Raw genomic sequence first — 24,068 nt, 5'->3', positions numbered from 1 at the left:
TAAGAAGTCAAAAATAAACATCACATAAATAAAGTAAATTCAGGATTTTGCACCTTGTTTCCCATGAAGGAAAATCCCTACAGTTTAAATCTCTAATAGTAAAAGCTTCTTATTTTTATGTATGAAAACACCTGCATATTTACTTAATCACCCGTTTGAGCACCGCCAAACTTTAGCTTATGTATAAGCATCTTAGCTAAAAATATCTTTTGGCATCATATCTGCTTTTAAATGAGCAACAAAACTTAAGGAGTCGGATATGAAAAAACTTATCGCAATCGCTTTTGCAGGAATTCTTATGATGGCCTCTGTTTCAGCCATGGCAGCTGATGCGGCTAAAGCTCCCGCAGAAAAAGCTCCCCAGAAAGAAGCAGTTAAAGAAGTTAAAACAGAAAAAGCAACAGATGCGACACAACCTGAAAAGGCTGCCGAACAGCCCGCTCAACCTGTTAAAGCAGCCAACTAACACGCCAATGGCAGAGGTCTGCTTCAGACCTCTGCCCTCCCTATCAGCTCTGCTCCCTTTCATTCATAGCAAAATATTCAGAATAGTGTTAAACTTCGGAATAAAAAATTCGTCGGAGGACAAAAATGGCAACGAAAACAGGCGAAAAATATGTTTGCAAGGTCTGCAATGCGGTTGTTAAGGTTGAAAACGGCGGCAGCGGTGCGCTTATGTGCTGTATGGTCAAAATGACAAAAATGTAATTAAACCCGACTATTCTTTGATCCGTTTATTTGACCCTATTTTTTTGTTAATATTTTTCTATCTATTTTACAAACATTTATAATCGGCCTGAAAATTTAGGTTTTTCACTTATAAAAGCTAATAATCTTTGTGTATAATGTTATTAAGCAACTTTGCCTCTAGTTCACTGCCGCACAGGCAGCTTAGAAATTCAAAAAGTCTGCGAAGAGGAAGGGCTTGCGGTTCACTGCCGCACAGGCAGCTTAGAAAAACCGGAATGATTTCTGCGTTTATCTCCATGTGTTCACTGCCGCACAGGCAGCTTAGAAAACAAGTAAATCAGTTTCTTAGAAAGTTCAGTGGTTCACTGCCGCACAGGCAGCTTAGAAATGATGCTATGAGAAGATTGTCAGGTGTGTAAGGTTCACTGCCGCACAGGCAGCTTAGAAAATTGTGATGCCGAGCGAAGCAACACCGATACCGTTCACTGCCGCACAGGCAGCTTAGAAATTCAGCACCATAGCCTTCAGCCACTCATCAGAGTTCACTGCCGCACAGGCAGCTTAGAAAATCCGGATATACATACGATTCAGCAAATAATGGTTCACTGCCGCACAGGCAGCTTAGAAAATATGTTCCTACTGCTCCTTCAGATACTCTTCGTTCACTGCCGCACAGGCAGCTTAGAAATCTTGCGGGTCGCTTGCCCGCAGAGAATAGCGGTTCACTGCCGCACAGGCAGCTTAGAAATGCGCCGGTTCTCATGTCTTTAACAACCTCATGTTCACTGCCGCACAGGCAGCTTAGAAATATCATTATCCATGCCAAACACATACAATGTAGTTCACTGCCGCACAGGCAGCTTAGAAAATCAGGAAAATGAGTTTGCCTGACATTCTCTCGTTCACTGCCGCACAGGCAGCTTAGAAATATTGACGGCGGCGAGGTCATCCCCGAACCTGGTTCACTGCCGCACAGGCAGCTTAGAAATTTAAACTATTTTTGCGGCGTTGTCGCCGTTTGTTCACTGCCGCACAGGCAGCTTAGAAAACCGAATGAGCGGAACAGAGAGGGCTATGCCTGTTCACTGCCGCACAGGCAGCTTAGAAAATCTTTATGAGTGCGGAGTGTGCCAACGGTTAGTTCACTGCCGCACAGGCAGCTTAGAAAAGAACTTCGTTTTCTCTTACTCAACTGTTTGCGTTCACTGCCGCACAGGCAGCTTAGAAAAGCTGGGGCGTTTGACCCAATCTCAGTAGGCTGTTCACTGCCGCACGGGCAGCTTAGAAAACCGAGGGAGTTTATGAAATTCCTGCTGTAACGTTCACTGCCGCACAGGCAGCTTAGAAAGAGAGTCACGACGAACGGCGGGCATGCGAACCGTTCACTGCCGCACAGGCAGCTTAGAAACGCAGTAAAGTTCTGTCGAACTGACCGCAGGAGTTCACTGCCGCACAGGCAGCTTAGAAATCCGTGGTTTTTTGCGCATTTAAGTTCAACATGTTCACTGCCGCATAGGTAGCATAAGAATATCTCTGATCAGGTAAAACAAATCCACCCCAGCCCTCATTTATTAAAGGAGGCTGATATCCTGTTATCCGAAAAGATACAGAAGAAGCACGCCGAAGATGATGCGGTAGACCCCGAAACCGATGAAGGTGTGGCTTCTGACGAATTTTATGAAAAATCGTATTGAGGCATAAGCCGAAATAAAAGCTATCACAAATCCCAGTCCGAGGTATGAGAACCCAACGGCTTTCAGCTCATGGAAGTTTTTCAGCAGGTCGAAACCTGCGGCGGCGGTCATTACGGGAAGCGCCATGAGGAATGAAAGCTCTGTGCTGGCTTTTCTGCCTGCTCCGGAAAACATAGCACCCAGAATAACAACACCGGCTCTGCTCGTTCCGGGAATCAGAGCCAGAATCTGCGAAAGCCCTGCTATCAGAATATTTCTGAATCCCAACTGCTCAATGGAATGGACTTTAACGGTCATTCTCCTATAGATAAGCTCTGCTATGATAAAAAGTACCCCGCCGACGATAAGCATGACAGCGACAACCTTTACCGAAAAAAGAGCTTTGACCTGTTCGTGGAACAGAAGACCTGCGAACCCCACGGGGATGAACGACAGGATTATATAGAACCAGAGCGGAATATACTCTCTGGTGAATTTACTTTTATAGTCAACAGCAACGGCAAGGATAGCCCCAAGCTGGATGATCACCTCGAAAGCCTCAACGGCGGTTGTCTGCGGGAGTTTCATAAACTCCGCTGCGGCGATCATGTGTCCTGTGGAAGATATGGGAAGAAATTCTGTGAGACCTTCGACTATGCTGAGAACTATTACATGAAGGATATCCATTTAATCACCGAAAAAAAATTTTCAGCGATGATAGACCTAAATTGATGGAAATGCATTAAAAAAAAGGCGGACATTTCTGCCCGCCCTTTTGACTTAGTAGTTAACAACCAGAAGTTCGAAGTGCTCCTGTTTGTGCACGCAGGTGGGGCACACAGCGGGAGCTTCCAGACCTTCGTGAACGTGTCCGCAGACAAGACATTTCCATGCCACAGTTGCGCCCTTTTTGAAAACAAGGCCGTCGGCAATGTTTTTTGCCAGTGTGCGGTATCTTGCTTCGTGATGAGCTTCGATGGCTGCGATTTTTGTGAAGAGAGTTTCAACCTGAGGGAAGCCTTCCTCTTTAGCTATCTTTGCGAATGCGGGGTAAAGGATCTCCCACTCTTCATGTTCGCCGTCGGCTGCAAACTTGAGGTTGTCCAGAGTCTGAGCATATGCAACGGGATAGGCTGCGTTGATGTTCACCATCATGGGAATTTCGCTGCCGAGCAGGTCGTTTGCATAATCGAAGAAGCGTTTTGCGTGGACTCTTTCGTTGTCCGCAGTTTCAAGGAAGATGTTCTCTATCTGACGGTATCCCTCTTTGCGAGCCTGAGCAGCGTACATTGTGTATCTGCCGCGGGCCTGAGATTCACCGGCGAAAGCCTTAACAAGATTTTCAAGTGTCTGAGTACCTTTCAATGATTTTGACATTTCTGTCCTCCTGTGTTTTATTTTTTTGGATTATAGCATAAAAATCCCAGAATACAATATAAATCTTTTAATAATTTTTATTATCTCAATCTTCCGGTTAATCTTATACTGAATTATATCACGTTAAATTTAAAGCCAAAGTAAATACTGCGCCGGAGAGGCTGTTTTCCGCTTTAACGTGTCCGCCCATCTTCTCCGCCATGCTGCGGACTATGGAAAGGCCTATTCCTGTTCCCTTGTCCCCTTTGGTAGAAAAGAACGGTTTGAAAATTTCGTCCGGCAGGAGGGATTCTTCAATTCCGCCCCCGTTGTCGGAGAAGTTCACTACGGCATGATTCCCGCTTCTGAAAACGTTTATATCGATGGCTCCGTTATTGATTCCCCGTTCCCTGATAACATCGACGGAGTTCATCACCAGATTCATCATTATCTGCTTAAAGTCACCCGAAAGCCCATATATGGTAAGGTTTTCATCCCCTGAAACATTAACGGTTATTCCGTTGACCGCCAGCAGAGGCTTGGCAATATTGATGACCTTATCTACCTGTTCCACAAGATGAAAAACAGAATTTTCCTGTGCGGAGCTGAAATAGTTTCTGAATTCGGTAAGGGTTTCGTTCAGGTACTGCACCTGAGTTTTCAGAATCTCCCTGCTCTCTTCCAGGTTCTCCGGCTCCGACGTCATGACTTCGGCAACCAGAGAGATAGCTGTAAGCGGCTGTTTCATCTGGTGGACGGCGGCGGAGAGCAGACCTCCCATCTCGACCATCCTCTTCTGCTGAATCACAAGCATATCCTTTTCCATCAGCTCTTTCTCGCGGTTCAGCCGCTCTGTTATATCCCTTACAACGGCAATAACAACCGGTTTTCCCAGCATAAAGTTCTGCCGCACCATTATCTCTGCCGTGAGTATCTTTCCGTCCGCACGCACTATCTTGAGTCTGCCTTCGTGAACTCCGATGCTGTCCAGAGCAAGCCTCTGCCTCTGGAGATATTCCTTGAACTCCTCATCATCATAGACAAGCTCACGGGAGCGTTTTTTCATCAGCTCCTCTTTTGAGTAGCCGAACAGGGAACAGGCCGCCCTGTTAACATCCGCAAAGTTCAGCTTGCCGTTTTCGTCCATTTCCATGATGATGACCGCATCCTGACTCATTTCGAAAAGGTTCTGATATTTAGATGTCGTAACTATGCACGACATTTTTTCGGCTTCCACCCGCTCGTTGATTCTGGCGTTCAGATCCGCCAGAAGAACTTCGTACATCTTTTTTTCCGAAGCATCTATGACAATTGAGAAAAGCAGTGTCTTGCCTTTTATGGGAACGGCGCTTGAATAAACCTCGACATCCTTAACAGTGCCGTTTTTCAGCCTGTGCTTAAAGTTGAAATAGTTTCTCTTTGAGAGCACAGCCAGAGACATCTCCTTCTTGATTGCCTCTGGGCCAAGGGTGTTTATCTGGTCGACTGTCAGAGACTCCATCTCCGACTTTGTATAGCCGTAAAAACTGCATGCAGCATCGTTTGCATCCAGTATGCGTCCGCTCTGTCCGGCATCGATGATAAGCATCGGAGCCGAATTGTGCAGATATTTAGGAATAAAGGGCTCATCCGAACCGTAAAGGTTCAGCTCCGAATTACCCTCAACAGTGAGGTTGTGCGCTGTAAAAAGAAACCTGCTGTCTTTATCCATGAACAGTTTAAGCGCAAAAACCTGCTTTCTGCCGTTAACCATCAGCGACGTGTTTGCAGACAGCGCCTCACGCTCCCCCCTGACCACAGAAAAGAAATCCGGCACATTGCCGAGAAAATATGATGCGGGCAGAATAAACTCCGCCCCCTGAAAGTATTCATCAAAAAGGCTGTTTTTTGAAAGAACCTTCAAACCGGCATCCGCATAGGCTCCGGCTATCCTCATTTTTCTGAGCAGCTCTAAATTAGTATCCATTTATCGTTCCACAATTTTGCATATTACATAAATCTAGCACATTTAAATAACGATTGGAATTATTGAAGTTTAATATATTATATGATATTGTAGGTTAACTATTAAGGGCGTGAAAATGAGACTGTCCACAGTAACTTTCCTCACCGCAATATCTGTTGCGGTTATTTTTTCTGCGGCACTGCTGTATAACCTCACAGCCCTGTCAAACAAGCATATAAGCAACTCCGAGCAGGAACTCAAAAAAAACTACATTCTCAGACAGAAAGAACTTATCCGCACCGAGATAGAGCGTCTAACAGCCAGAATAGAGCTTGAAAAGGAAGAAGTCTACACTCAGGCGAGGGTTTCTGTAAGAGACAGAGTAAACTCAGCCGATTCATTCGTCTCCGGAATGTACCGTTCCGGCGCATCTCAGGCGGCCATAAGAAAATCTCTGGAATCGTTCGTACACTCCATAAAATGGGAATTTAAGACCGGATACTACTACGTTCTGGACAAGGACGGAAAAGTTCTCAGCCACGGTGGAAACACCAAGTTCGAGGGAATGAACGCCCTTAAGCTGGTAAACAAAAACGAATTTGCAAAATTCATTAAAACCGCATACGAAAAGGGCGAAGCCTACGGAGAATATGACTTCGTTAAACCCGACGGCCACGGCGCCCTCTACAAAAAGATAGCCTATGCGAGATACAACCCCCAGACCCAGCTTATGATAGCATCAGGAGTATATCTGGACGAACTGGAGGACATAGCCAAAGAGGACATACTGGAAACCCTGCGCACCGACAGGTTCGGTCTGGACAACACCGGATATTTCTGGGTGATAACCTCCGACTACGAAAATATTTTCCATCCGGATCCCAAGTTCTCCTCTGCCGATGTTAAAGAGGTTCGCTCCGGCGACGGCCGCAGAATCCTCATTGAAGCTGTGGAGATGGCTCAAAAACAGGGCGGCGGTTATCTGTCCTATAAGTGGGAACTGCCCGACAAACAGGGCTACACCGAAAAAACCACCTACATCGGCTATATTCCGGACTGGAAATGGATAGTCGGCACAGGTTTCTACTACGTTTCTCTGAATGAAATGATTAAAGCTGAAAAAGCGGCTCTGATGAAGACCACCCGCAGTGAACTCGTTTCAAACATTTATCTGATAGGTTTTCTGTTCATCTGTTCGGTGGCCATGTCCGCATATATCTTCCGCAGGATGCGTGAGGTTGAGGACAAGGAGGCCGTTATTCTGAACGACCTTAAGCAGTATAAATTCATAATGGATGAAAGCTCCGTTGTCAGCATGACCGACCCCAGAGGAGTGATGACCTACGTTAACGATCAGTTCTGCAATATCAGCGGCTACACCCGTGAACAGCTGATAGGGCAGAAACACAACATAATGCGCCATCCCGACACTCCGTCAGAATACTTTGCCGAACTCTGGAAAACCATCGCCAGAGGGAAGATATTCAAAGGCATCATAAAGAACCTCAGACCCGACGGAACCCACTACTACCACAATGTGACCATTATCCCCATTAAGGACGAAAAGGGCCGCATAGTGCAGTATACGTCGTGCAGCCAGGATGTTACCGAGGTCATCGAGAACAGGGAGAAGCTCCAGAACGTTTTCAGCGTGGACAGGCTCACCGGACTTGGCAACAGATATAAGCTGGAACAGGATATCGACAATTCAAAAATGCCCTGTCTGGCAGTCATCGACATAGACAGGTTCCACGAGATAAACGAGCTTTACGGCATGCGGATGGGGGATGAACTGCTCACCTATTTCGCAAAAAGGATGATCGCCAACTCCACAATGAAAAACTTTGAGATATACCGTCTCCACTCCGACGTTTTCGCCCTTCTGGCTCCATACATGGATATGGAAGAGTTCATACCCATGGTTGTGGCCGCCTCCGGAGAGATTGTGAAGGATTCTTTCGTGATAGAGGGCAAAGAGGTGATGGTTACATGCAGAATGGGCTTTGCCGGCGGCTCGGACGAAATAATGGCCAAGGCCGACATAGCTATGCAGCAGGCGAAGTTCGAAAATAAGTCATACAAAGTGTTCGACCCGAACATAACAAGCAACTTTGAAATTTACGAACAGAACATAAAGGTAATGAAGATGCTGAACGAGGCTGTGGAAAAGGACAGGATAGTCCCCTTCTTCCAGCCCATATACTCCTATGCGGACAACTATATCAAAAAATACGAATGCCTAATGCGCATCATCGGTGAAGACGGTTCGGTGATATCACCCGCCAGTTTCCTTGAAATAAGCAAGCAGACAAGGCTGTATCCCCGACTGACTCTGGCCGTTGTCAAAAAATCCATAGACATCTTCCGCATGATGAAGAGCGAGTTTTCAATAAACCTCTCCGCCGAAGACCTTCAGAATGCCGAAACCATCGACGAGATATTCAACTATGCTAAAGAGGCAAACGTGCTCGACCGCATGGTGATAGAGATAGTCGAAACCGAAAGGCTCACTGCGGACGAGAACATCGTGGGCATCATCTCAAGATTCAAACGCAACGGAACAAAGATAGCCATTGACGACTTCGGTTCAGGATATTCAAACTTCGATTATCTGCTGAAGGTGTAGGCTGACTACATCAAAATTGATGCGAGCATCATAAAGCTCATCACCAAGGACGAAAGAGCATCGGACATAGTGCGTTCAATAACCAGCTACGCGCAGAAAATGCATATGAAGACCATCGGGGAGTTCATAGCCGACAAGGCCTCTGCGGAAAAGGCGAAGGAACTGGGCGTGGATTTTGCACAGGGATATTTCTTCGGCAAACCGGAACCGACCCCCAAACCGAAACCCGACAACAAGCTATGATACTCTGCGCCTGCCCAGCGCAAACTTAAGAACTATCAGCAGCACAGGAGCGAGATGAAAGAACAGGTCGAATATATCTATCGGCCGTTTCAGAGTTCCTTCAGACAGCATCCTCAGCTTCTCAGCCACATGAGGCTCCGGAGTGAAGGGCGCAAGCCCCAGAAACAGAGCCAGAACAATAAGAACGGTATAATCCAGCTTTTTAAGCATCAAACCCTCTCCACAATGAAAACACAATTATCTTAAGCAAAACCGGAACAGGTCGATTTGCACATATAACCGAAACATCCGGAGTTGAGACTATGTATATCAACATTAATGTAAAATCCGCTGAATTACAATACAGCGCAAAACAGTCCGGCTCAAACGGAAGCAGAACAGCTTCGAACGTAAGTGTTAACTACGACAGCATAGAGATTAAGACCGGAAACGACCAGTCGGCATACAGCGGCAGAAGTGCCCTCTCTCCTGTGGAGGAGCACCTCTACAGGTCTGCATCAAACCTGATGGATATTATTTCAAGACGTACGGCAGACAACCTGAAAGACCAGTCATTTCAATATTCCGCAAGCATCAGGGTTCTTTCGGTTTCAATAGAGATAAGCGGCGAACCCACGCAGGACGTGGCTAAAAAAGCCGAAGAGATGCTCGGCGAGGACGGATATTACGGAGTTGAAAAGACATCGGACAGGCTGTTCGAACTTGCCAGAAAGCTTTCGGGCAACGACATTGAAAAGCTGAAAGAGGCTAAGGACGCCATAACCAAAGGCTATGAATCAGTGAAAGGACTGTTCGGCGAGAATACGCCCGACATAACGCACCAGACCTATGACAGAACAATGGAGAAGATGGACGGGTATATTGAATACCTGAACAGGCAGCCGGAGAAATCCTACGCCTGAACGATTCCCAGAGAGATGGTTATCTTTGCGCCGAAACCTGTGTTCTCGGCGAATATTGTGCCTTTCATCCGCTCGGTTATTATGAGCTTGCTCATATACAGTCCGAGCCCTGTGCCCTTTTCGCCCTTTGTCGAGGCATAGGCGGAAAATATCTTTCCGACCATATCACTGCTTATTCCGCCGCCGTTGTCTATCACCGACAGAAGAACCCGATCGTTGCGCCTGCCGATCACAATATCAATCTCGCCGTCGTCGGAGTTGTTGGCCTCAATGGCGTCTCTGGCATTCGTCAGCAGGTTGAGCACAACGTTTTTGAACTCGTTCTCATATCCGAAAACCAGAACTTCTTTCAGCGTCTCGTCTTCGGGATAGAGTCCGCATTTTATCTTGTGATATTTCAGCTGAGGCCTGAAAAGCTGGAGAACATCGTTAACAGCTCTTAAAATACTGAAATTGCCCGCCCTGCAGGAGGGTTTCAGGAAATCCCTGAAATCGTTTATGGTAGCGGTCATAAATTCTATCTGTTCGTTTATGCTGGCCACTGTCTTGCGCACCAGTTTCTCCGATTCAGCGTCAACCTCCAGAAGCTCCTGAAGCATCTGGGCTATCATGGAGATTGCGTTGAGAGGCTGAACCCACTGATGGGCTATGATGCCCACCATTTCGCCCATGGTGGCCATTTTGGACTGCTGAAGGAGCATGCGCTCCTGCTCTATGTTCTTCTGCTGAACCTGCTTATAGTGAGTGATGTCGCTTATGAAGCAGAATATCCTCACCTCTCCGCCTTCGCCTGTTATGGCCTCGAAGCTCATGAGGACATCGATGATGCTTCCCTGTTTGGTGCGTATCCTGAAATCCACCGAACCTGATTTTTCAATAGTGTCCAGCAGGTTATAGAAAACAGCGGAAATACGCTCCCTGTCTTCCGGCAGGATGAGTATTTCCGATGCTTTTCTGTTTTTCAGCTCTTCTGCTGTATAACCGGAAAGCGTCAGACAGTGTTCGTTGCAGTCGAGGATATTCCCCTCCGCATCCATTGTAAAAATGCCGATGTTGGCTTTATTGTATAGCGTGCGGTAGAATGATTCCTGCCTGCGCAGTTCCTTTTCCGCATTCTTTCTGAATGTAATGTCGTGAAAAACGCCGTCCAGAACACAGGTTGTGGGGGACAGTTTTTTCATAACCACCCGCAGATGCCTGTCCGTTCCGTGGTCGTCGGTAAAGGTTATCTCCGTCTCAAGTTTTGTGTTCTCTGTGACTCCGGCGATGGTTTCGCAGAGCTGACGGAATTTGTTCTCCTTCATCTTGCCGCAGATGTCGTCAATGCTGATAACGCAGTTCTTGTCCTCAACGCCGAGCACCCTACATGCATCAGGAGTCAGCACCAGACATTTCTGGTCGCTTAAGTACTCAAAGTTTCCGGCTCCTGATATCTGGTTTGTCTGGCTGAGTTTTTTTCTGTGGAGTTCAAGGTCGCTGACGGCCTGGTTAAGCGCCAGAGTTTTCTTGCGCACCTCTTCGTCCAGCTGCGAGACCGAGTCTTCCTGTCTCACCGCAACGGAACCTGAGACAGGATACAAAGCGGCAAGGAGGCATGAATCGAAACCTATATCTGTAAAGGTGAGAATGTAATGACTGTTATCGATTTTGACAAGCTGACCCGTGCGTGATTCTCCGCATTCGGCATAAACATAACCGCCGAAAACCTCGGAAACGGTCTTGCCAACAGGATTGTGATACATCATTCTGCGGACACCGTCCGAAGCCCAGAGAACCTTATCGAAGGGTGCTCTGCCAGAAACCCGCAGAAGAAGCGAATCATGGTGATGTTTTGTCATATTCACAATCATATCTCACATTTACTGTATTTCGCAACATAAGATATTTACGCATATGTGAAATATTAACACATAAAAGGGAGTCGAAGCTCCCTTTATTTATCCGTATCCGAGTCGCATTTGGTGCCTGTCTGGCAGTGTCCCTGCCCGCATCTGCACGAGCTTTTTTTCCGCCGCATGAAAAGCACCAGCGAAAAAAACGCCACAGCAACGAACACTCCGCCAAACACAACGAAAAACTGTTTCATATCAGCTTCCGAAATCATCAAAGAATATGTTGTCCGGCTCAACCCCAAGGCTGTCCAGCATTCTGAGAACGGAAGATATCATCACAGGGGGGCCGCAGAGGTAATATTCTATCTCTTCGGGAGCCTCATGGTTTTTGAGATAGTTCTCCAGAGCCACGTTGTGTATGAATCCTTTATATCCGGTCCAGTTGTCCTCCGGCAGAGGATCGGACAGAGCTATATTGTATGTGAAATTGGGATACTTCTTTTCCAGTTCCCTGAAATCCTCCGTATAGAACAGTTCTTTCAGGCTTCTGCCGCCGTACCAGAAGCTTATCTTTCTCTCTGTGTTCAGGGTGCATAGCTGATCGAATATTATCGACCGCAGGGGAGCCATCCCCGCACCGCCTCCGAGAAAGAGCATCTCTTTGCCAGTGTTGCGGCCGTAGAACTCGCCGAAAGGTCCCGCTATGGTGACCATATCGCCGGGTTTTCTGCTCCAGACATAAGATGAGCCTATGCCGGGGGGCACTTCTTTTCCGAACGGAGGCGTTGCGATACGCACGTTCAGCTTTATAAGCCCCTCTTCCGCAGGGTAGCTTGCCATGCTGTATGCTCTCTGAATCTCCTCTTTTGTGCCCGCTTTCAGCTTGAAGAAGCCGAACTTCTCCCAGTCGCTTCTGTACTGCTCTTCAACATCGAAATCCGAGAAATTCGCCTCATAGGGGGGCACAACCACCTGAATGTAGCCGCCCGCCCTGAAATCCACCTTTTCGGGGACTTTCAGCACGAACTCCTTTATGAAGGTTGCAACGTTGTCGTTTGAAACAACCTCGCACTCAAGCCTTTTCGCCGCAAAAACCTCCGGCGGAAGCTCGATGGTAATATCGTTTTTCACAGCCGTCTGGCATGAGAGTCTGAAGCCCTCCTTCTCCTGTCTGCGGTTGATGTGGGTCTTCTCTGTGGGCAGGATATCGCCTATGCCCTCCACTATCTTCACCCTGCACTGGCCGCATGAACCGCCGCCGCCGCAAGCCGAGGAAACAAATATGCCGTTGTCCGCCAGTGCGCTGATGAGCTTGCCGCCCGTAGACACACTGAAATCCTTCTTATGGTTTATGTTTATGGTCACCGTTCCCGCTGAGACAAGCATCCTTCTGGCGTTGATGATCACCCCCACCAGAAGCAGTATCACAGCTGTAAATACGATGACGCCCATTATAAGCAGTGTCATAACTTTATCCCCGAAAACAGCATAAAGGCTATGGCCATGATGCCTGCCGTTATGAATGTTATTCCCATGCCGCCAAGCCCTCTGGGTGTGTCGGCATATTTTATCCTGTCTCTGATGCCCGCCATGGTGACGATCGCCAGCGCCCAGCCTATGCCGGAGCCGAACCCGTATACCACGGACTCGCCGAAGGAATAATCCCTCTGCACCATGAACAGCGAACCGCCCAGAATTGCACAGTTAACCGTTATAAGCGGCAGGAAGATGCCAAGTGCTGAGTAGAGCGACGGAACGTATTTATCCAGCGCCATCTCCAGAATCTGCACTATGGCGGCTATAAGGCCGATATAGGTAACAAGACCGATAAACCCGAGGTCAAGGTCGGGCAGACCCGCCCAAGCCAGAGCACCCTCTTTCAGCACGAACCTGTAGAGCAGGTTGTTAGCCGGAACCGTTATGGCCTGAACAAACACCACCGCAACACCGAGGCCGAAAGCGGTCTCGACCTTCTTTGAAACAGCGATGAACGTACACATGCCCAGAAAGAAGGACAGAGCCATGTTCTCGATGAAAATTGATTTTATGAACAGCGAAAGATATGCTTCCATATTACTCCTCCGCCTTAACGACTGTCAGTCTGGCTATCCATATCAGGATGCCTATGAGGAAGAACGCACTGGGCGCAAGCAGAAAAAGCCCGTTTGGCTGATACCACCCGCCTGAGTTCACCGTGGGCAGAACCGTCATTCCGAAGAACTTGCCGGAACCAACGATCTCCCTGATGGTGGCTATTATGATAAGCACAAGGCCGTATCCTGCACCGTTGCCCAGACCATCCAGAAAGCTTCTGAACGGTGGGTTGCTGATGGCATATGCCTCCGCACGTCCCATGATGATGCAGTTGGTGATGATAAGCCCCATGAACACCGACAGCTGTTTGCTCACCTCGAACATGTAGGCCTTGATGATCTGATCTGCGATGATGACCAGAGTGGCAACCACAGTCATCTCGATTATAAGCCTGATGCTGGAGGGCATAAGCTTTCTCAGCATGGATATGAAGAGGTTGGAGAGTGCCGTAACCGTCATAACGGATACCGCCATAACGAGTGTCACCTCCATCTTTGTGGTAACCGCCAGTGTGGAGCAGATGCCCAGCACCTGAACCGCAATGGGGTTGTTCTTTATGATCGGGTCTGTAAAGACCTTCATTGCCGACATCAAGCACCCCCCTGTTTAAGCGAAGCAAGGAATTTGCCGTAGCCGTCCGCACCCATCCAGAAACGGACGGTGTTCTCAACGCCTCTGCTGGTCATTGTCGCCCCGCTCAGAGAATCTATCTGGCTGTCGCCCTTTGCCCCTTTCACAACGGAAAGAGCCACCGAGCCGTCGTCGCCGTATATCTTTTTGTCAACCCAGCCGGCCTTCCACAGCGGATTGTCTATCTCGCCGCCCAGACCGGGTGTTTCTCCGTGGTCATAAAAGGTTATGCCGCTTACAGTGTTCAGATCTGCGTTCAGAGCCATGAACCCGTACATTGTGCTCCAGAGACCGGAACCGTAAATTGGCAGAACCACCTTCGAAACCTGTCCGCTGCCGTCACGCAGGATGAAAACGGGAATTTTCGCCGGAATGCTTTTGATAACGGCGACATCCTGCTGTTTGTTCAGCTGAACCGCATCGGCGGACGAGGCAAGTCTGCGGATGCTCTCAAAATATTTGCCCGCATCCCCCTTTTCGGCCTTTCCCGTGCGCATATCAACAAGATATGTCTCAACAGCTTCAAATGCGCTGTTCACATCCGTGTCGGCCTGCAGAACTCCGGCCGCCAGAAGTATATTCTTTTTGCGTTCCAGTTCCCTGTTCATGTCCTGTCTGGGCTTGAGGAGCACGTTTGCCCCCGCCACGAAAAAGGAGCATATAACAGCAAGCACCAGCGCAATTATAAACGTTCTAAGATCGCTTTCAGGCCGCATATCTCTTTGCCCTCCTTGCGATATTCGCCTTCATCACCAGATAGTCGATGAGCGGCGCAAAAATGTTTGCAAACAGAACCGCCAGCATAGCCCCTTCGGGATATGCTGGGTTCACCACACGCACCAGTGCGGTCATGGCTCCTATGAGGAATCCGTAGAAATACTTACCCGTATCGGTGTATGCCGCCGAAACAGGGTCTGTTGCCATGAACACAGTTGCGAAGGCAAAACCGCCTATCACAAGATGCCAGTCGGGCGTGAGGGAGAACATATAGTTAGTGTCCGAACCTATCATATTGAACATAAATGTCAGCGCAAAAAGCCCCGCTACGGACGAAACGATTATCCGCCACGAGCCTATTCCGGTATAGATAAGCACCGCCGCACCGAAAAGACACGCCAGAGTGGAGGTTTCACCCATTGAACCGGGAATGAACCCCAGAAAAGCGTCGGTCCATGACACGTCGATATGTCCGGAAAGTGACTGCGATGCAAGGGGTGTGGCATAGCTGTAGCCGTCCAGAGCCACCCATGCGGTGTCGCCGGAAATACCTGCCGGATAGGAGAAAAACAGTATAGCCCTTGCGAAAAGCGCAGGGTTCACGAAGTTGCGCCCTGTGCCTCCGAAAACCTCCTTACCCAGCACCAGACCAATGGACAGTGCCACCATGGCCTGCCAGATGGGTACTGTCGGGGGGAGTATCAGAGGATAAAGAAGGCTGGTGACCAGAAACGCCTCGCCTATCTCATGTTTGCGCACCACCGAGAACAGAAGCTCCCAGAAGCCGCCCACAGCCAGTGTGGCTATATAAAGCGGCAGAAAGTACAGTGCGCCGTGGAAGAAATTCGCCCCGATGCTGTGCGGATCATACCCCACACCGAAAGCCTGAATCAGCCCGTGCCGCCAGCCCTCAAGGTTTTCAGTACCCGTAGCCGCAATGGCAAGGTTGGCCTGAAGTCCGGTGTTGTAAAACGCCATGAGCGTACAGGGGATAAGGGCGACCACAACGGTTATCATTATGCGTTTCAGGTCTATTCCGTCACGCAGATGGGTCGTTCCCTTGGTTCGGTGCAGAGGGTTGTACAGGAAGGTGTCGGCCATCTCAAACACCGGATACCAGCGTTCCAGCCTGCCCCCCTTCTCGAAAAGATGCCTGTATTTATCAAAGAATTTTTTCATGTCAGCCCTCCTTCTCAATTGTGGTGAGGGCATCACGCAGAAGAGGTGCGTAGTCCGTTTTGCCCGGGCAGACATAGGTGCAGAGGCTCAGATCCTCTTCGGAAAGCTCCAGTGCGCCCAGTTTCTCCGCCCCTTCGTAGTCCTTCATCTGCAATGCACGCAGAAGGTGCGTAGGCAGAATATCCATCGGCGTCACCTTTTCATAGGTTCCCACAGGAACCATAGCCCTGTGACTGCCGTTCAGGGATGTGTCAAAATTTATACTCTTCTCGCCGAAAACCTTTGATGCAAAAACATTTATCACCGAATGCACATGGAAACCAGGCAGCAGCCAGCCCATAAAGGGTCTTTCAGTCTGCTCGGCAACGGCTGAAATCTGTGCGAAATCAGTGGACAGATAGGCCGTTTCGGGTGTTAAGGGAAGTCCGAACAGAACTGAACCGTTTATCAGCCTCAGCTCCCCGTCCTTAAGCCTTCCTTTAACAAGCTCGCTCACGGATGCGCCGTGGAGTGTTCTCACATGACAGGGGGTTACAAACTCTCCGCCCAAAGCCACGATGCGTTCTTCGTTAAGCTCTTTATGTTTAATGAGATATCCGAAATCTATCATTGTCTGTGCATCAACGGTCCAGACAAGCCTGCCCTGTGAGACAGGGCGCAGGAAGTGGATGTGTGTACCCGTGAGCCCCGCCGGATGAACTCCGTCGAAAACCGCAGCCTCAACCCCCTCGACATTGTCAATCGCAACCCCGTTTCCGGTGCATGCATATGTTTTGGGCGCAAGTTTTGCGGCGGCCTTAAGCCCTTCGTAAAAATATTCTTTGTATCTGGAGATTATCCTGTTCATATCCGGCGCATTAGGACGTGTGTCCATGCAGTTTACAAACAGTGCCTCCGGTTCCTCATCCGCACTGACGCAGGTTGCGAACGGACGCCTGCGGAATCTGGTCAGAAGCCCTGAAACCTTCAGCAATTCGAGAACCTCCGCCCTGCCGATAACATCCGTGTCAAACTGCACGGCCTCGTTTCCGTCCTTTTCAATGACAACGGACAGCAGTCTGCGTTTCTCTCCCCTGTTTATCTCCGCAACAACTCCCGCCACAGGCGAGGTGAACATCAGAGAGGGGTTCTTTCGGTCGGTGAAAAGCAGTTGTCCTTTTTTCACCCTGTCGCCCGTTCTGACCTTCAGCGAAGGCCTCAGATTCGGGTAATCATCTCCCAGCAGCCCGACTCTGGAAATATCCGTCTGGTCGAGCACAACATCGGAGGGACGCCCTTTGATGGGCAGATCCAGCCCCTTTTTAATTTTTCGGTAAATCATTTAGCTTTCTCCGAAAAGAATGAATTGTTTCATACAATAAGTGTAAACCACCTAATTTCAATGTCAAGAAAGACTTGGACTATTTTTATGTAAAGAATATAAATTTAATCTTATTTACTTTTTTCTTGCTCTGACAATGAGAACACCGCTGACAAAAACCAGCAGCATACCGAAGAAAGAGAGCAGATCGGGCATTCCGTCGCCGGCCAGATAACCTGTGAAAACGCTGAAAACAAGCTCGGTGTAGCTTATAGACCCCATCAGCGAGGCTCTGCCGTAGTAGTAGGATTTTGACATGAGAAACTGTGCCGCAGAGGCCAGTATTCCGGAAAGAATGAAATATGTCAGATGGATACCTGTTGGCAGAAAATTCCAGTCGGAATAACGGGCGTCGCCCGTCAGCCAGAGAAAGCCGAAATATACCAGCGAAGCGGCAACCCCAACCAGAGAGAACACGAAAACCACCATACGGGCATCATAATAGTCCGCCAGACCCCGAACAGTGGTATAGGCAAACGCCGCCAGCACCCCGCAGAGTATCCCTGCGGCATAACCCATCGGCGGAACTTCCCCGCCCGGCTTCAAAATGAAAAGTACACCCCCGAAACCCACGCCTATGGCCGCCCATACCCGCCAGTCGGTCTTCTCCTTCATAACCAGAATGGCTATCAGAGCCGTGAACAGAGGCGAAGTTTTGGAAAAGGTTGCGGCGGATGCGAGATGCATAACGCTGATGGCATAGAAATAGGCAATCATTGCTCCGATGCCGTAAACCCCTCTCATCAGAAGCAGAAAAGGTTTTCCGCCACGGCTCACCGGACGAACGATGACCATTGCGCCGAATATGATAAGCATGGTTATCAGATTGCGCATGAAGATTATCTCCATGGTGGAGAAATCGGCGGTAAGTTTTTTTATGAAATACCCCATGGAAGCGAAACACACGGACGCACCGAGCATCATTGCGATGCCCCTTGTCTCGTTGTCATATCTGGGGGTGGGGTTATCTGTCATGGGTCGGATTATACGCTTATAAACAGGCGTTTACAAGTCTTTCTGCCGCTTTGGCAGGGTTTGCAGTGACACAAAATTCGCCGTCATTCTGAGTTAAACGAAGAATCTCTGTCTTTATGAGACTCTTCACTTCGTTCAGAGTGACGATAGGCTATATCGTCTTTGCGAGCCGCAGGCGTGGCAAACTTCCACCATAAGTTATCGAAGTATCAGCATCATGCAGACTGGATATGGAAGACTGCGTACTGTCATTCTGAGTGAAACGAAGAATCTCTGCCTTTATGAGACTCTTCACTTCGTTCAGAGTGACGATGTTTGTGATTACCGTAAACAAGGGTTTCAGTTTTGTCTCCTCCTTTAACAAAGGGGGATTAAGGGGGATTTACATTTTCGTAGATTCAACTGATGAGATTGCCGCACCTGCTTACGCAGGTTCGCAATGACGCAAATTTCCCGTCATTCTGAGTGAAACGAAGAATCTCTGCCTTTATGAGACTTACAACATTAAAAAAAGTAATGCCAGACCCAGTCCAGCCTCCCACGCTTAATATACCAGATGCCGCTGAATTTCATTATCCGGCGAATCTTCTCACGCATTTCGGGCTTATAGCAGTGAATTTTGCAGTCTTTGCACTTGGGTTTGGGGTCGAGGGGGCATTTTTCGTTGCGACGCAGGGCATATTCCAGCACCCCACGGCAATCATCGCACAATTCCTGTCCGCCGTGGTTCTCCCTGCAATATACTTTAATAAAGGCGGTCAGGACTTTGGCGTCCTTGACCACCCTCTTCTCTTTTTTCATATCTCTTCCAGAACGTCGCCTGTTCTCACTCTGTTGCGAAGCTCAAGGAGTTTTTTGTCAAGTTCCTGAAGCTGTTCAAGGTTCTGACGCTCTTTTGCGGACGTTGCGATTATCTTCGCCACACCGCCGTTCTTTATAACAAGCCTTTTGTCACCCATAAGAGCCAGTATGGGGTCGTGGGTGGACATAAGAACTATCTTCTCTTCGCCTACAAGCAGATCAAGCGCTTTTTTGCGGTCGATACCAGCGTTCTCTATCTCGTCGATGAGAACTATGGGGGATTTGCTGAGGAAGGCCGTATCGGCTATCATCAGCGCCCTTGACTGTCCGCCGGAAAGGGATGTCACAGGGGTGTCGCCGTCAAACTTTTCACCTGCAAGCTCGTTTGCCTTTTCGATGATAAGCTCCACCTTCTCGTCAGGATTCTGAACGAAGCGGCTCTCCGCATGTATCCTTACGAACTCTCTGGCTGTCAGATCCATTACAAAGTTCATGTTCTGGGACAGCTGTGCCACAGGCTTGTGCTCGGGAGAAAATCTCCAGCTCTTGTCGGGGTCGTTTCCGTTTATTTTTATGCGGCGCTTAGTGGGCGTGTCACCCATTGCCATCCATTCGATATCCGCCAGCAGACGGCTTTTGCCTGAGCCTGTGGGTCCTACGATACAGATTATTTCTCCGGCCTTTATCTCAAGCTCAAAGTTTTCGTCCTCGCCCTTTTTGTTGATTCCGCCTGTTATAGTAAGGCTGCTTATCACAGACGTTCTCTCGGTCATTGAACCCACAGCCTCAAGGAAGGTCATGAAGTTGTTCACGAACTCCGAAGGCTCGATTCCCATGTCCTCAAGCTGTGTGTCGGTGAGATCATCTATAAAGTCTTTCACAGAACCACTCGGAGCCTCAAAACCCTGAGATTCGAAAAAGTCGCCTGCAAAGGGCATTTCAGCCAGAAGTTCCGCAAAGGGTTTGTTAAGTATCTGCTGTCTATCCATTGTCCACATCCATTTTTCTGACGTTGCCCATCTGATATTTTGCGCCTATCCTCTTTTCGCCGAGGCAGTAGGAACAGAGAGCCGAAGGCATTGAGAAACGAAGGCTCTTGCCGTCCAGTGTTTCGGTTTCGGTCTTTTCGTCCGCAAACAGGGTTGAAAGCTCGAATGCGCCCTGTCCTGTAATTCCGTTAACATGCATGATGCTCGCTGTAGGGTTCACCGTGGCGACCCTTGAGGCGAAAACCTCACGCTCGGCCTGGGAAACAATGTCCCCTTTGGTGATGACAACTATGTCTGCTGATTTCAGCATGGGACCTATCTTTTTGGGTGTGTTGATGCCCGACAGGTTGTCGATGACGCACACAGCCAGAATCTCTTTTATGTGGGGGCTGCATCTGTTGCAAAGCCCTGCACTCTCGCTTATCAGAATGTCTATTCCCTGCTTTTTGCCCCATTCGAAACTCTCGGAGACGTTGCTCACGAAATAGTGGTCGGGGCAGAGTGCGCCGGAAAGACCTTTTTTAACGGGTATACCCTTCTGCTCATAGAGCTTGTCGTCGTCGGTGTAGAGACAGTCAAACTTCACCACGCCCGCTTTCAGTCCCCTCTGGCGGAGGCTCTCCACCGTTTTCAGAATGACTGCGGTCTTGCCCGAAGAGGGGGGGCCGCTTACGGTTACGAATCTCATTATTATGCCTCCAGTTTTGAGTTGAACAGGCTGTTCAGTCTTTCAAGCAGACTGCCCATGTCGGTTGCGTATATCGCATCCCAGCCCATCCAGCAGAATTTTGCATCGGCGGGGAGTCTGTTGTCCACTTCTTTATTCAGCACGGGGAAAAGTCCCTTGTGAGCCATTATCTCGCCGGTCTCTTTTCCGTAGAGGAAATCGGCGGCGGGTTTGATTATATCTTTTCTGTCCTTGCGGGTGAGCATGAACACGGGGCTGACTATGCTGCCCTCCTCAGGCCAGACTATCGCAACGGATTTGCTGCCGAACAGCATTTTTGTGAAGAAATAGGGCATAATGGTGACAGCGGGCTTCGCCTCTGTCTTTTTGCCTGCGTTTTTGACCATCTGTGCGGGGTGCATGGACATTATCATGCTCTTGGCCAGTTTTTCCACACCTTCATCGCCGAACATATGGTGGATGTGCACCAGCAGAGAGTTGAAAAGGTCGAAGTCGCCAACGGGCAGAGACACGCTGTTCTCGAATGCGGGGGAAAGGATGTCCGCCCAGCTTTTGGGCACTTCTCTTTCGCCAAGTGCGTCAAGGTTAACCATGAACACTGCGGGAACAACGCCCACCATGCCGTAGTTGCCTCTGGGGTCTTTCATCTGCGCCAGATAGTCGTGGCATTCGCCTGTCATGTCCTCGAACATTCCGTTCTTAACATGCTGACCGAATGAACGCTCATCGAAGAAAACGTCGAATCCGGCAGAAACGAACAGGTCGGGCACGTTCTCGGCCTTGATGCCAACAACGTTCTCCTCAAGCCATCCCTGACCCTGTGCGGCGGCGATGAAATCATATGCCACTGAAAGTCCGGTCTGCTCCTTCACTTCGTTTGCAAAGGCGTCTATCTTTTCAAGCAGGGGCAGGCGCACCGGACAGGGCAGAAGACCTTTCAGGGTGATGTCGCCCTTCTTTGTCTGCTCCTTGAGGGTAACGTCCACAGATGCGTCGTTGTTCTTCTCTATTTCGGCAAGGCTGTTCAGAAATGTCTGAACATCATAGTTTTTCTGTTTGATGGCTGTTTCCAGTTTAAGGAACTTGCCTGCGGATGCCAGTGTTTTGTCATCTTTAAAGTTGTCGAACCCTTTGCTCAGAAAAAGGCTGAAAGCGGCGGGGTGTTGTTTTGAAAGTTCATAAACGGTTATATTGGCGTTGATCATTTGTTTCTCCTGTTAGTATCAGCTTCTGAAAACCAATATAACTATAATGTACAGGAATAACTTGACTGATGTCAAAATCCGGCGGGATTTTTTATTAAAGAAATAACGGCGGGTGACATTTTTTCCGCCAGATATGCAGAACCCTGAATTGACAAATGGTTAGAGTCGAAATAGAGCGGATCGAGACCGTTATAGATATCGCATTCACCCTCTTTACAGAGGTAATCCGAGGGGTCGAGGACGGTAAATTCCGCCTCTTCTGACAGTTTTGCCACCATTTTTTTAAAGTCTTCAGACCATTTTATGTGCTCGGCGGAGTTGAAGTCATAGTCCAGACTGCCGACCTTCTCCCCGAATATCTTTTTCATGACGGCATATTTTCCGGCCTCGGCGGGGACATCAAAACCGATGTCCGGCACGTCCATAATGAGCACAACCCTTTTTCCGGACTGCGTCAGCTCGGTTATGGTGTCTTTAAGGCCGTTATAAAGCAGTTCGTCACTGCGCACCGAATCGACCTTCGCTTCCGCCTTCTTCACAATATACAGCTTGCTGTCGCCCAGATAGCGGACGTTATTGGCATACATTCCCCAGCGGGCTGTGATGAACACGGTTTTTATCTCAGGTGATGATTCCATAATATCTATGGCTTTTTTGAAATGATCGGAGCATTCCTGAATCTTTGTTCCGTTCAGAACATCCGATTCCTCTGTGGGCAGACAGGTGGGGCGTGCGAAGAACAGACCGGACATGCCGTAAAGCTTCATCTGCTCGTTCATTCCGCCGCTCATTGCCAGTGCGTGGGAATCGCCCATCATGGCAAACGACGGTTCGGCGTTTTTATCCCCTATTCTGCAAAGTCTCTCTTTTCTGATGTCGGCATATTTCAGGTCGAAACATTTTTTAGGGTCAAGGCCGCCCATTTTGGCCGTGATCGATCTTATCACGTCCGGTGAGAATCTCGACTTGATGCCTTTTTCAAACTTAACGTAAAGCCCTGCGGAGGTTATCACCAGCATGGATGCCGCCGCATATGCAAAAAACTGTTTTCTGTTCTGAACCTTCATAACCCGCAGAGGTTTTTCAATTATATAGTAAGAAACCACCGCCAGCAGAAAAACGAAGGGAATCAGAAACGTATTTGAAAGGAAAAATGAGTCTATCTGAACTGCGGAAACGTAGTTGCGGAAGGCAAAGACCGGCCAGTGCCATATATAGAGCGAATATGACAGAAGCCCCACCCAGACGAAAGGCCTGTAGGAGAGGAATCTGTTAACCGCCGAGCCTTCGGCATGGATTATGAGCGCAGTGCCGACACAGGGCAGAAGCGCAGCATAGCCGGGAAATCTGGTGGATTCATCTATAAACAGCATTCCGGATGCGATCAGCATCAGCCCCAGAACACTCAGAAATTCCTTTTTAGCACCGTCAGCCTGAGGAAAAAAACCCAGAGCCAGCATTGAACCGAGCATCAGCTCCCATGCCCTGAAAGGCAGGTTGAAGAAAACAGCCTCTGGAAATCTGCCCACAAAAGCGATGTTCAGCAGAAAAGAGACTACGAATATCGACACGATTATAGTTTTCAGCCGTCTGAAACCTGTGCGAGCGAGAAACATTAGGATAAGCGGGAAAAAGATGTAAAACTGCTCCTCAACACCCAGCGACCAGGTATGAAGCAGGGGTTTGCTCTCCGCTTCCGCCTCAAAATAGCCGCTGTCGCCCCAGAAGATTATATTCGCACAGAAAAACACTGCCGCCGCAACGCTTTTGCCGAATTTTGCAAAATGGTTCGGCATAAGGACAAAGTAGGATATCAGTCCCGTAACGGCTATCATTGCAAACAGAGCGGGGAAGATTCTTTTTATCCTGCGTATGTAAAAATTTGAAAGGGTGAAGGTTCCGGATTCTATCTCTCTGAAAATTATGGTGGTGATAAGGTATCCTGAAATAACGAAGAAAACGTCGACACCGGTGAATCCGCCGGAAAATGCTCCGATACCCGCATGGTAAAGAATCACCGGCAGTATGGCAACCGAGCGCAGTCCGTCTATGTCTTGTCTGTATTTCACATTGATCCCTTAATGAAAAACTGTCGTACAATAGCTAAATTAAACAGAAAAGACAATAAAAAAGGTGTGAACACAAAAAGTTGCGGCGACAGAA

21 protein-coding genes, 1 pseudogene and 1 CRISPR repeat array are annotated in these 24,068 nt (G+C 48.7%); of the genes and pseudogenes, 4 read left to right on the top strand and 18 right to left on the bottom strand.

Going from position 1 to position 24,068, the window contains the following annotated elements:
• Nucleotides 1–259: 259 nt before the first annotated feature.
• The gene (locus C8D98_RS05950; RefSeq protein WP_132872895.1) at nt 260–466 is read left to right on the top strand and encodes a hypothetical protein; all 207 of its coding nucleotides are present in this window, start codon (nt 260–262) and stop codon (nt 464–466) included.
• A 125-nt stretch (nt 467–591) separates the two neighbouring features.
• On the top strand, nt 592–708 hold the full coding sequence (locus C8D98_RS05945) for a desulfoferrodoxin (protein WP_132872893.1): 117 nt from the start codon (nt 592–594) through the stop codon (nt 706–708).
• A 162-nt stretch (nt 709–870) separates the two neighbouring features.
• Nucleotides 871–2,218: a CRISPR direct-repeat array (repeat unit 28 nt; unit sequence GTTCACTGCCGCACAGGCAGCTTAGAAA).
• A 64-nt stretch (nt 2,219–2,282) separates the two neighbouring features.
• Here the strand turns inward: C8D98_RS05945 and C8D98_RS05940 are convergent.
• The 3 genes from C8D98_RS05940 to C8D98_RS05930 all read right to left on the bottom strand — a co-directional run bounded on the left by C8D98_RS05940 (nt 2,283) and on the right by C8D98_RS05930 (nt 5,685).
• The gene (locus C8D98_RS05940; RefSeq protein ID WP_132872891.1) at nt 2,283–3,050 is read right to left on the bottom strand and encodes an undecaprenyl-diphosphate phosphatase; all 768 of its coding nucleotides are present in this window, start codon (nt 3,048–3,050) and stop codon (nt 2,283–2,285) included.
• 93 nt (nt 3,051–3,143) lie between these two features.
• Nucleotides 3,144–3,740 (bottom strand): rubrerythrin, encoded by a 597-nt coding sequence (gene rbr, locus C8D98_RS05935; RefSeq protein ID WP_132872889.1) that lies wholly within the window; start codon nt 3,738–3,740, stop codon nt 3,144–3,146.
• Nucleotides 3,741–3,858: 118 nt separating this feature from the next.
• A complete protein-coding gene (locus C8D98_RS05930) occupies nt 3,859–5,685 on the bottom strand; it encodes a PAS domain-containing sensor histidine kinase (protein WP_132872888.1) in 1,827 nt (608 codons plus the stop codon).
• A 115-nt stretch (nt 5,686–5,800) separates the two neighbouring features.
• Between C8D98_RS05930 and C8D98_RS05925 the strand changes: the two are divergent.
• Nucleotides 5,801–8,533: pseudogene (locus tag C8D98_RS05925) on the top strand (cache domain-containing protein).
• Here C8D98_RS05925 and C8D98_RS05915 read toward each other — a convergent pair.
• The gene (locus C8D98_RS05915; RefSeq protein WP_132872884.1) at nt 8,528–8,743 is read right to left on the bottom strand and encodes a hypothetical protein; all 216 of its coding nucleotides are present in this window, start codon (nt 8,741–8,743) and stop codon (nt 8,528–8,530) included. The pseudogene C8D98_RS05925 and the gene C8D98_RS05915 sit on opposite strands and share 6 nt — an antisense overlap.
• Nucleotides 8,744–8,835: 92 nt before the next feature.
• Between C8D98_RS05915 and C8D98_RS05910 the strand changes: the two genes are divergently transcribed.
• A complete protein-coding gene (locus tag C8D98_RS05910) occupies nt 8,836–9,435 on the top strand; it encodes a hypothetical protein (RefSeq protein WP_132872882.1) in 600 nt (199 codons plus the stop codon).
• Here the strand turns inward: C8D98_RS05910 and C8D98_RS05905 are convergent.
• The 14 genes from C8D98_RS05905 to C8D98_RS05845 form a co-directional block, all read right to left on the bottom strand.
• Nucleotides 9,426–11,273 (bottom strand): PAS domain-containing sensor histidine kinase, encoded by a 1,848-nt coding sequence (locus C8D98_RS05905; RefSeq protein ID WP_165871206.1) that lies wholly within the window; start codon nt 11,271–11,273, stop codon nt 9,426–9,428. The genes C8D98_RS05910 and C8D98_RS05905 overlap by 10 nt on opposite strands.
• 95 nt (nt 11,274–11,368) lie before the next feature.
• The gene (locus C8D98_RS13725; RefSeq protein WP_165871205.1) at nt 11,369–11,521 is read right to left on the bottom strand and encodes a hypothetical protein; all 153 of its coding nucleotides are present in this window, start codon (nt 11,519–11,521) and stop codon (nt 11,369–11,371) included.
• A 1-nt stretch (nt 11,522) separates the two neighbouring features.
• Nucleotides 11,523–12,734 carry an NADH:ubiquinone reductase (Na(+)-transporting) subunit F gene (gene nqrF, locus C8D98_RS05900; protein ID WP_132872879.1) on the bottom strand — a complete coding sequence of 404 codons (1,212 nt, stop codon included), beginning with the start codon at nt 12,732–12,734 and terminating at the stop codon, nt 11,523–11,525.
• Nucleotides 12,731–13,339 (bottom strand): NADH:ubiquinone reductase (Na(+)-transporting) subunit E, encoded by a 609-nt coding sequence (gene nqrE, locus C8D98_RS05895; RefSeq protein WP_132872878.1) that lies wholly within the window; start codon nt 13,337–13,339, stop codon nt 12,731–12,733. Before nqrE ends, nqrF begins: the two co-directional genes overlap by 4 nt.
• Nucleotide 13,340: 1 nt before the next feature.
• Nucleotides 13,341–13,952: an NADH:ubiquinone reductase (Na(+)-transporting) subunit D gene (locus C8D98_RS05890; protein WP_132872876.1), complete on the bottom strand. Its 612-nt coding sequence runs from the start codon at nt 13,950–13,952 to the stop codon at nt 13,341–13,343.
• Nucleotides 13,952–14,707: a Na(+)-translocating NADH-quinone reductase subunit C gene (locus C8D98_RS05885; RefSeq protein WP_132872875.1), complete on the bottom strand. Its 756-nt coding sequence runs from the start codon at nt 14,705–14,707 to the stop codon at nt 13,952–13,954. The genes C8D98_RS05890 and C8D98_RS05885 overlap by 1 nt, the downstream gene beginning before the upstream one ends.
• Entirely contained in the window at nt 14,697–15,887 is a 1,191-nt protein-coding gene (locus tag C8D98_RS05880; protein WP_132872873.1) for an NADH:ubiquinone reductase (Na(+)-transporting) subunit B, read from the bottom strand. Before C8D98_RS05880 ends, C8D98_RS05885 begins: the two co-directional genes overlap by 11 nt.
• Before the next feature lies 1 nt (nt 15,888).
• Nucleotides 15,889–17,208: a Na(+)-translocating NADH-quinone reductase subunit A gene (locus tag C8D98_RS05875; protein ID WP_132872872.1), complete on the bottom strand. Its 1,320-nt coding sequence runs from the start codon at nt 17,206–17,208 to the stop codon at nt 15,889–15,891.
• Between the two features lie 114 nt (nt 17,209–17,322).
• Nucleotides 17,323–18,222, bottom strand: a complete 900-nt coding sequence (locus C8D98_RS05870) for a DMT family transporter (RefSeq protein WP_132872871.1) — start codon at nt 18,220–18,222, stop codon at nt 17,323–17,325.
• A 504-nt stretch (nt 18,223–18,726) separates the two neighbouring features.
• Nucleotides 18,727–19,023 carry a nitrous oxide-stimulated promoter family protein gene (locus C8D98_RS05865; RefSeq protein WP_132872869.1) on the bottom strand — a complete coding sequence of 99 codons (297 nt, stop codon included), beginning with the start codon at nt 19,021–19,023 and terminating at the stop codon, nt 18,727–18,729.
• Entirely contained in the window at nt 19,020–20,012 is a 993-nt protein-coding gene (locus C8D98_RS05860; RefSeq protein WP_132872868.1) for an ATP-binding cassette domain-containing protein, read from the bottom strand. The genes C8D98_RS05865 and C8D98_RS05860 overlap by 4 nt, the downstream gene beginning before the upstream one ends.
• Nucleotides 20,005–20,700, bottom strand: coding sequence for a GTP-binding protein (locus C8D98_RS05855; RefSeq protein ID WP_132872866.1), 696 nt, complete (start codon nt 20,698–20,700; stop codon nt 20,005–20,007). The genes C8D98_RS05860 and C8D98_RS05855 overlap by 8 nt, the downstream gene beginning before the upstream one ends.
• Before the next feature lie 2 nt (nt 20,701–20,702).
• Entirely contained in the window at nt 20,703–21,905 is a 1,203-nt protein-coding gene (locus tag C8D98_RS05850; protein ID WP_132872865.1) for an ABC transporter substrate-binding protein, read from the bottom strand.
• A 71-nt stretch (nt 21,906–21,976) separates the two neighbouring features.
• Nucleotides 21,977–23,974, bottom strand: coding sequence for an acyltransferase family protein (locus C8D98_RS05845; RefSeq protein WP_165871204.1), 1,998 nt, complete (start codon nt 23,972–23,974; stop codon nt 21,977–21,979).
• Nucleotides 23,975–24,068: the final 94 nt, after the last annotated feature.

It is taken from the genome of Seleniivibrio woodruffii (assembly GCF_004339245.1).
Classification (GTDB): Bacteria; Chrysiogenota; Deferribacteres; order Deferribacterales; family Geovibrionaceae; genus Seleniivibrio; species Seleniivibrio woodruffii.
The sequence above is the reverse complement of the archived record's forward strand: the minus strand, read 5'-3'. Positions and strand labels throughout refer to the sequence as shown.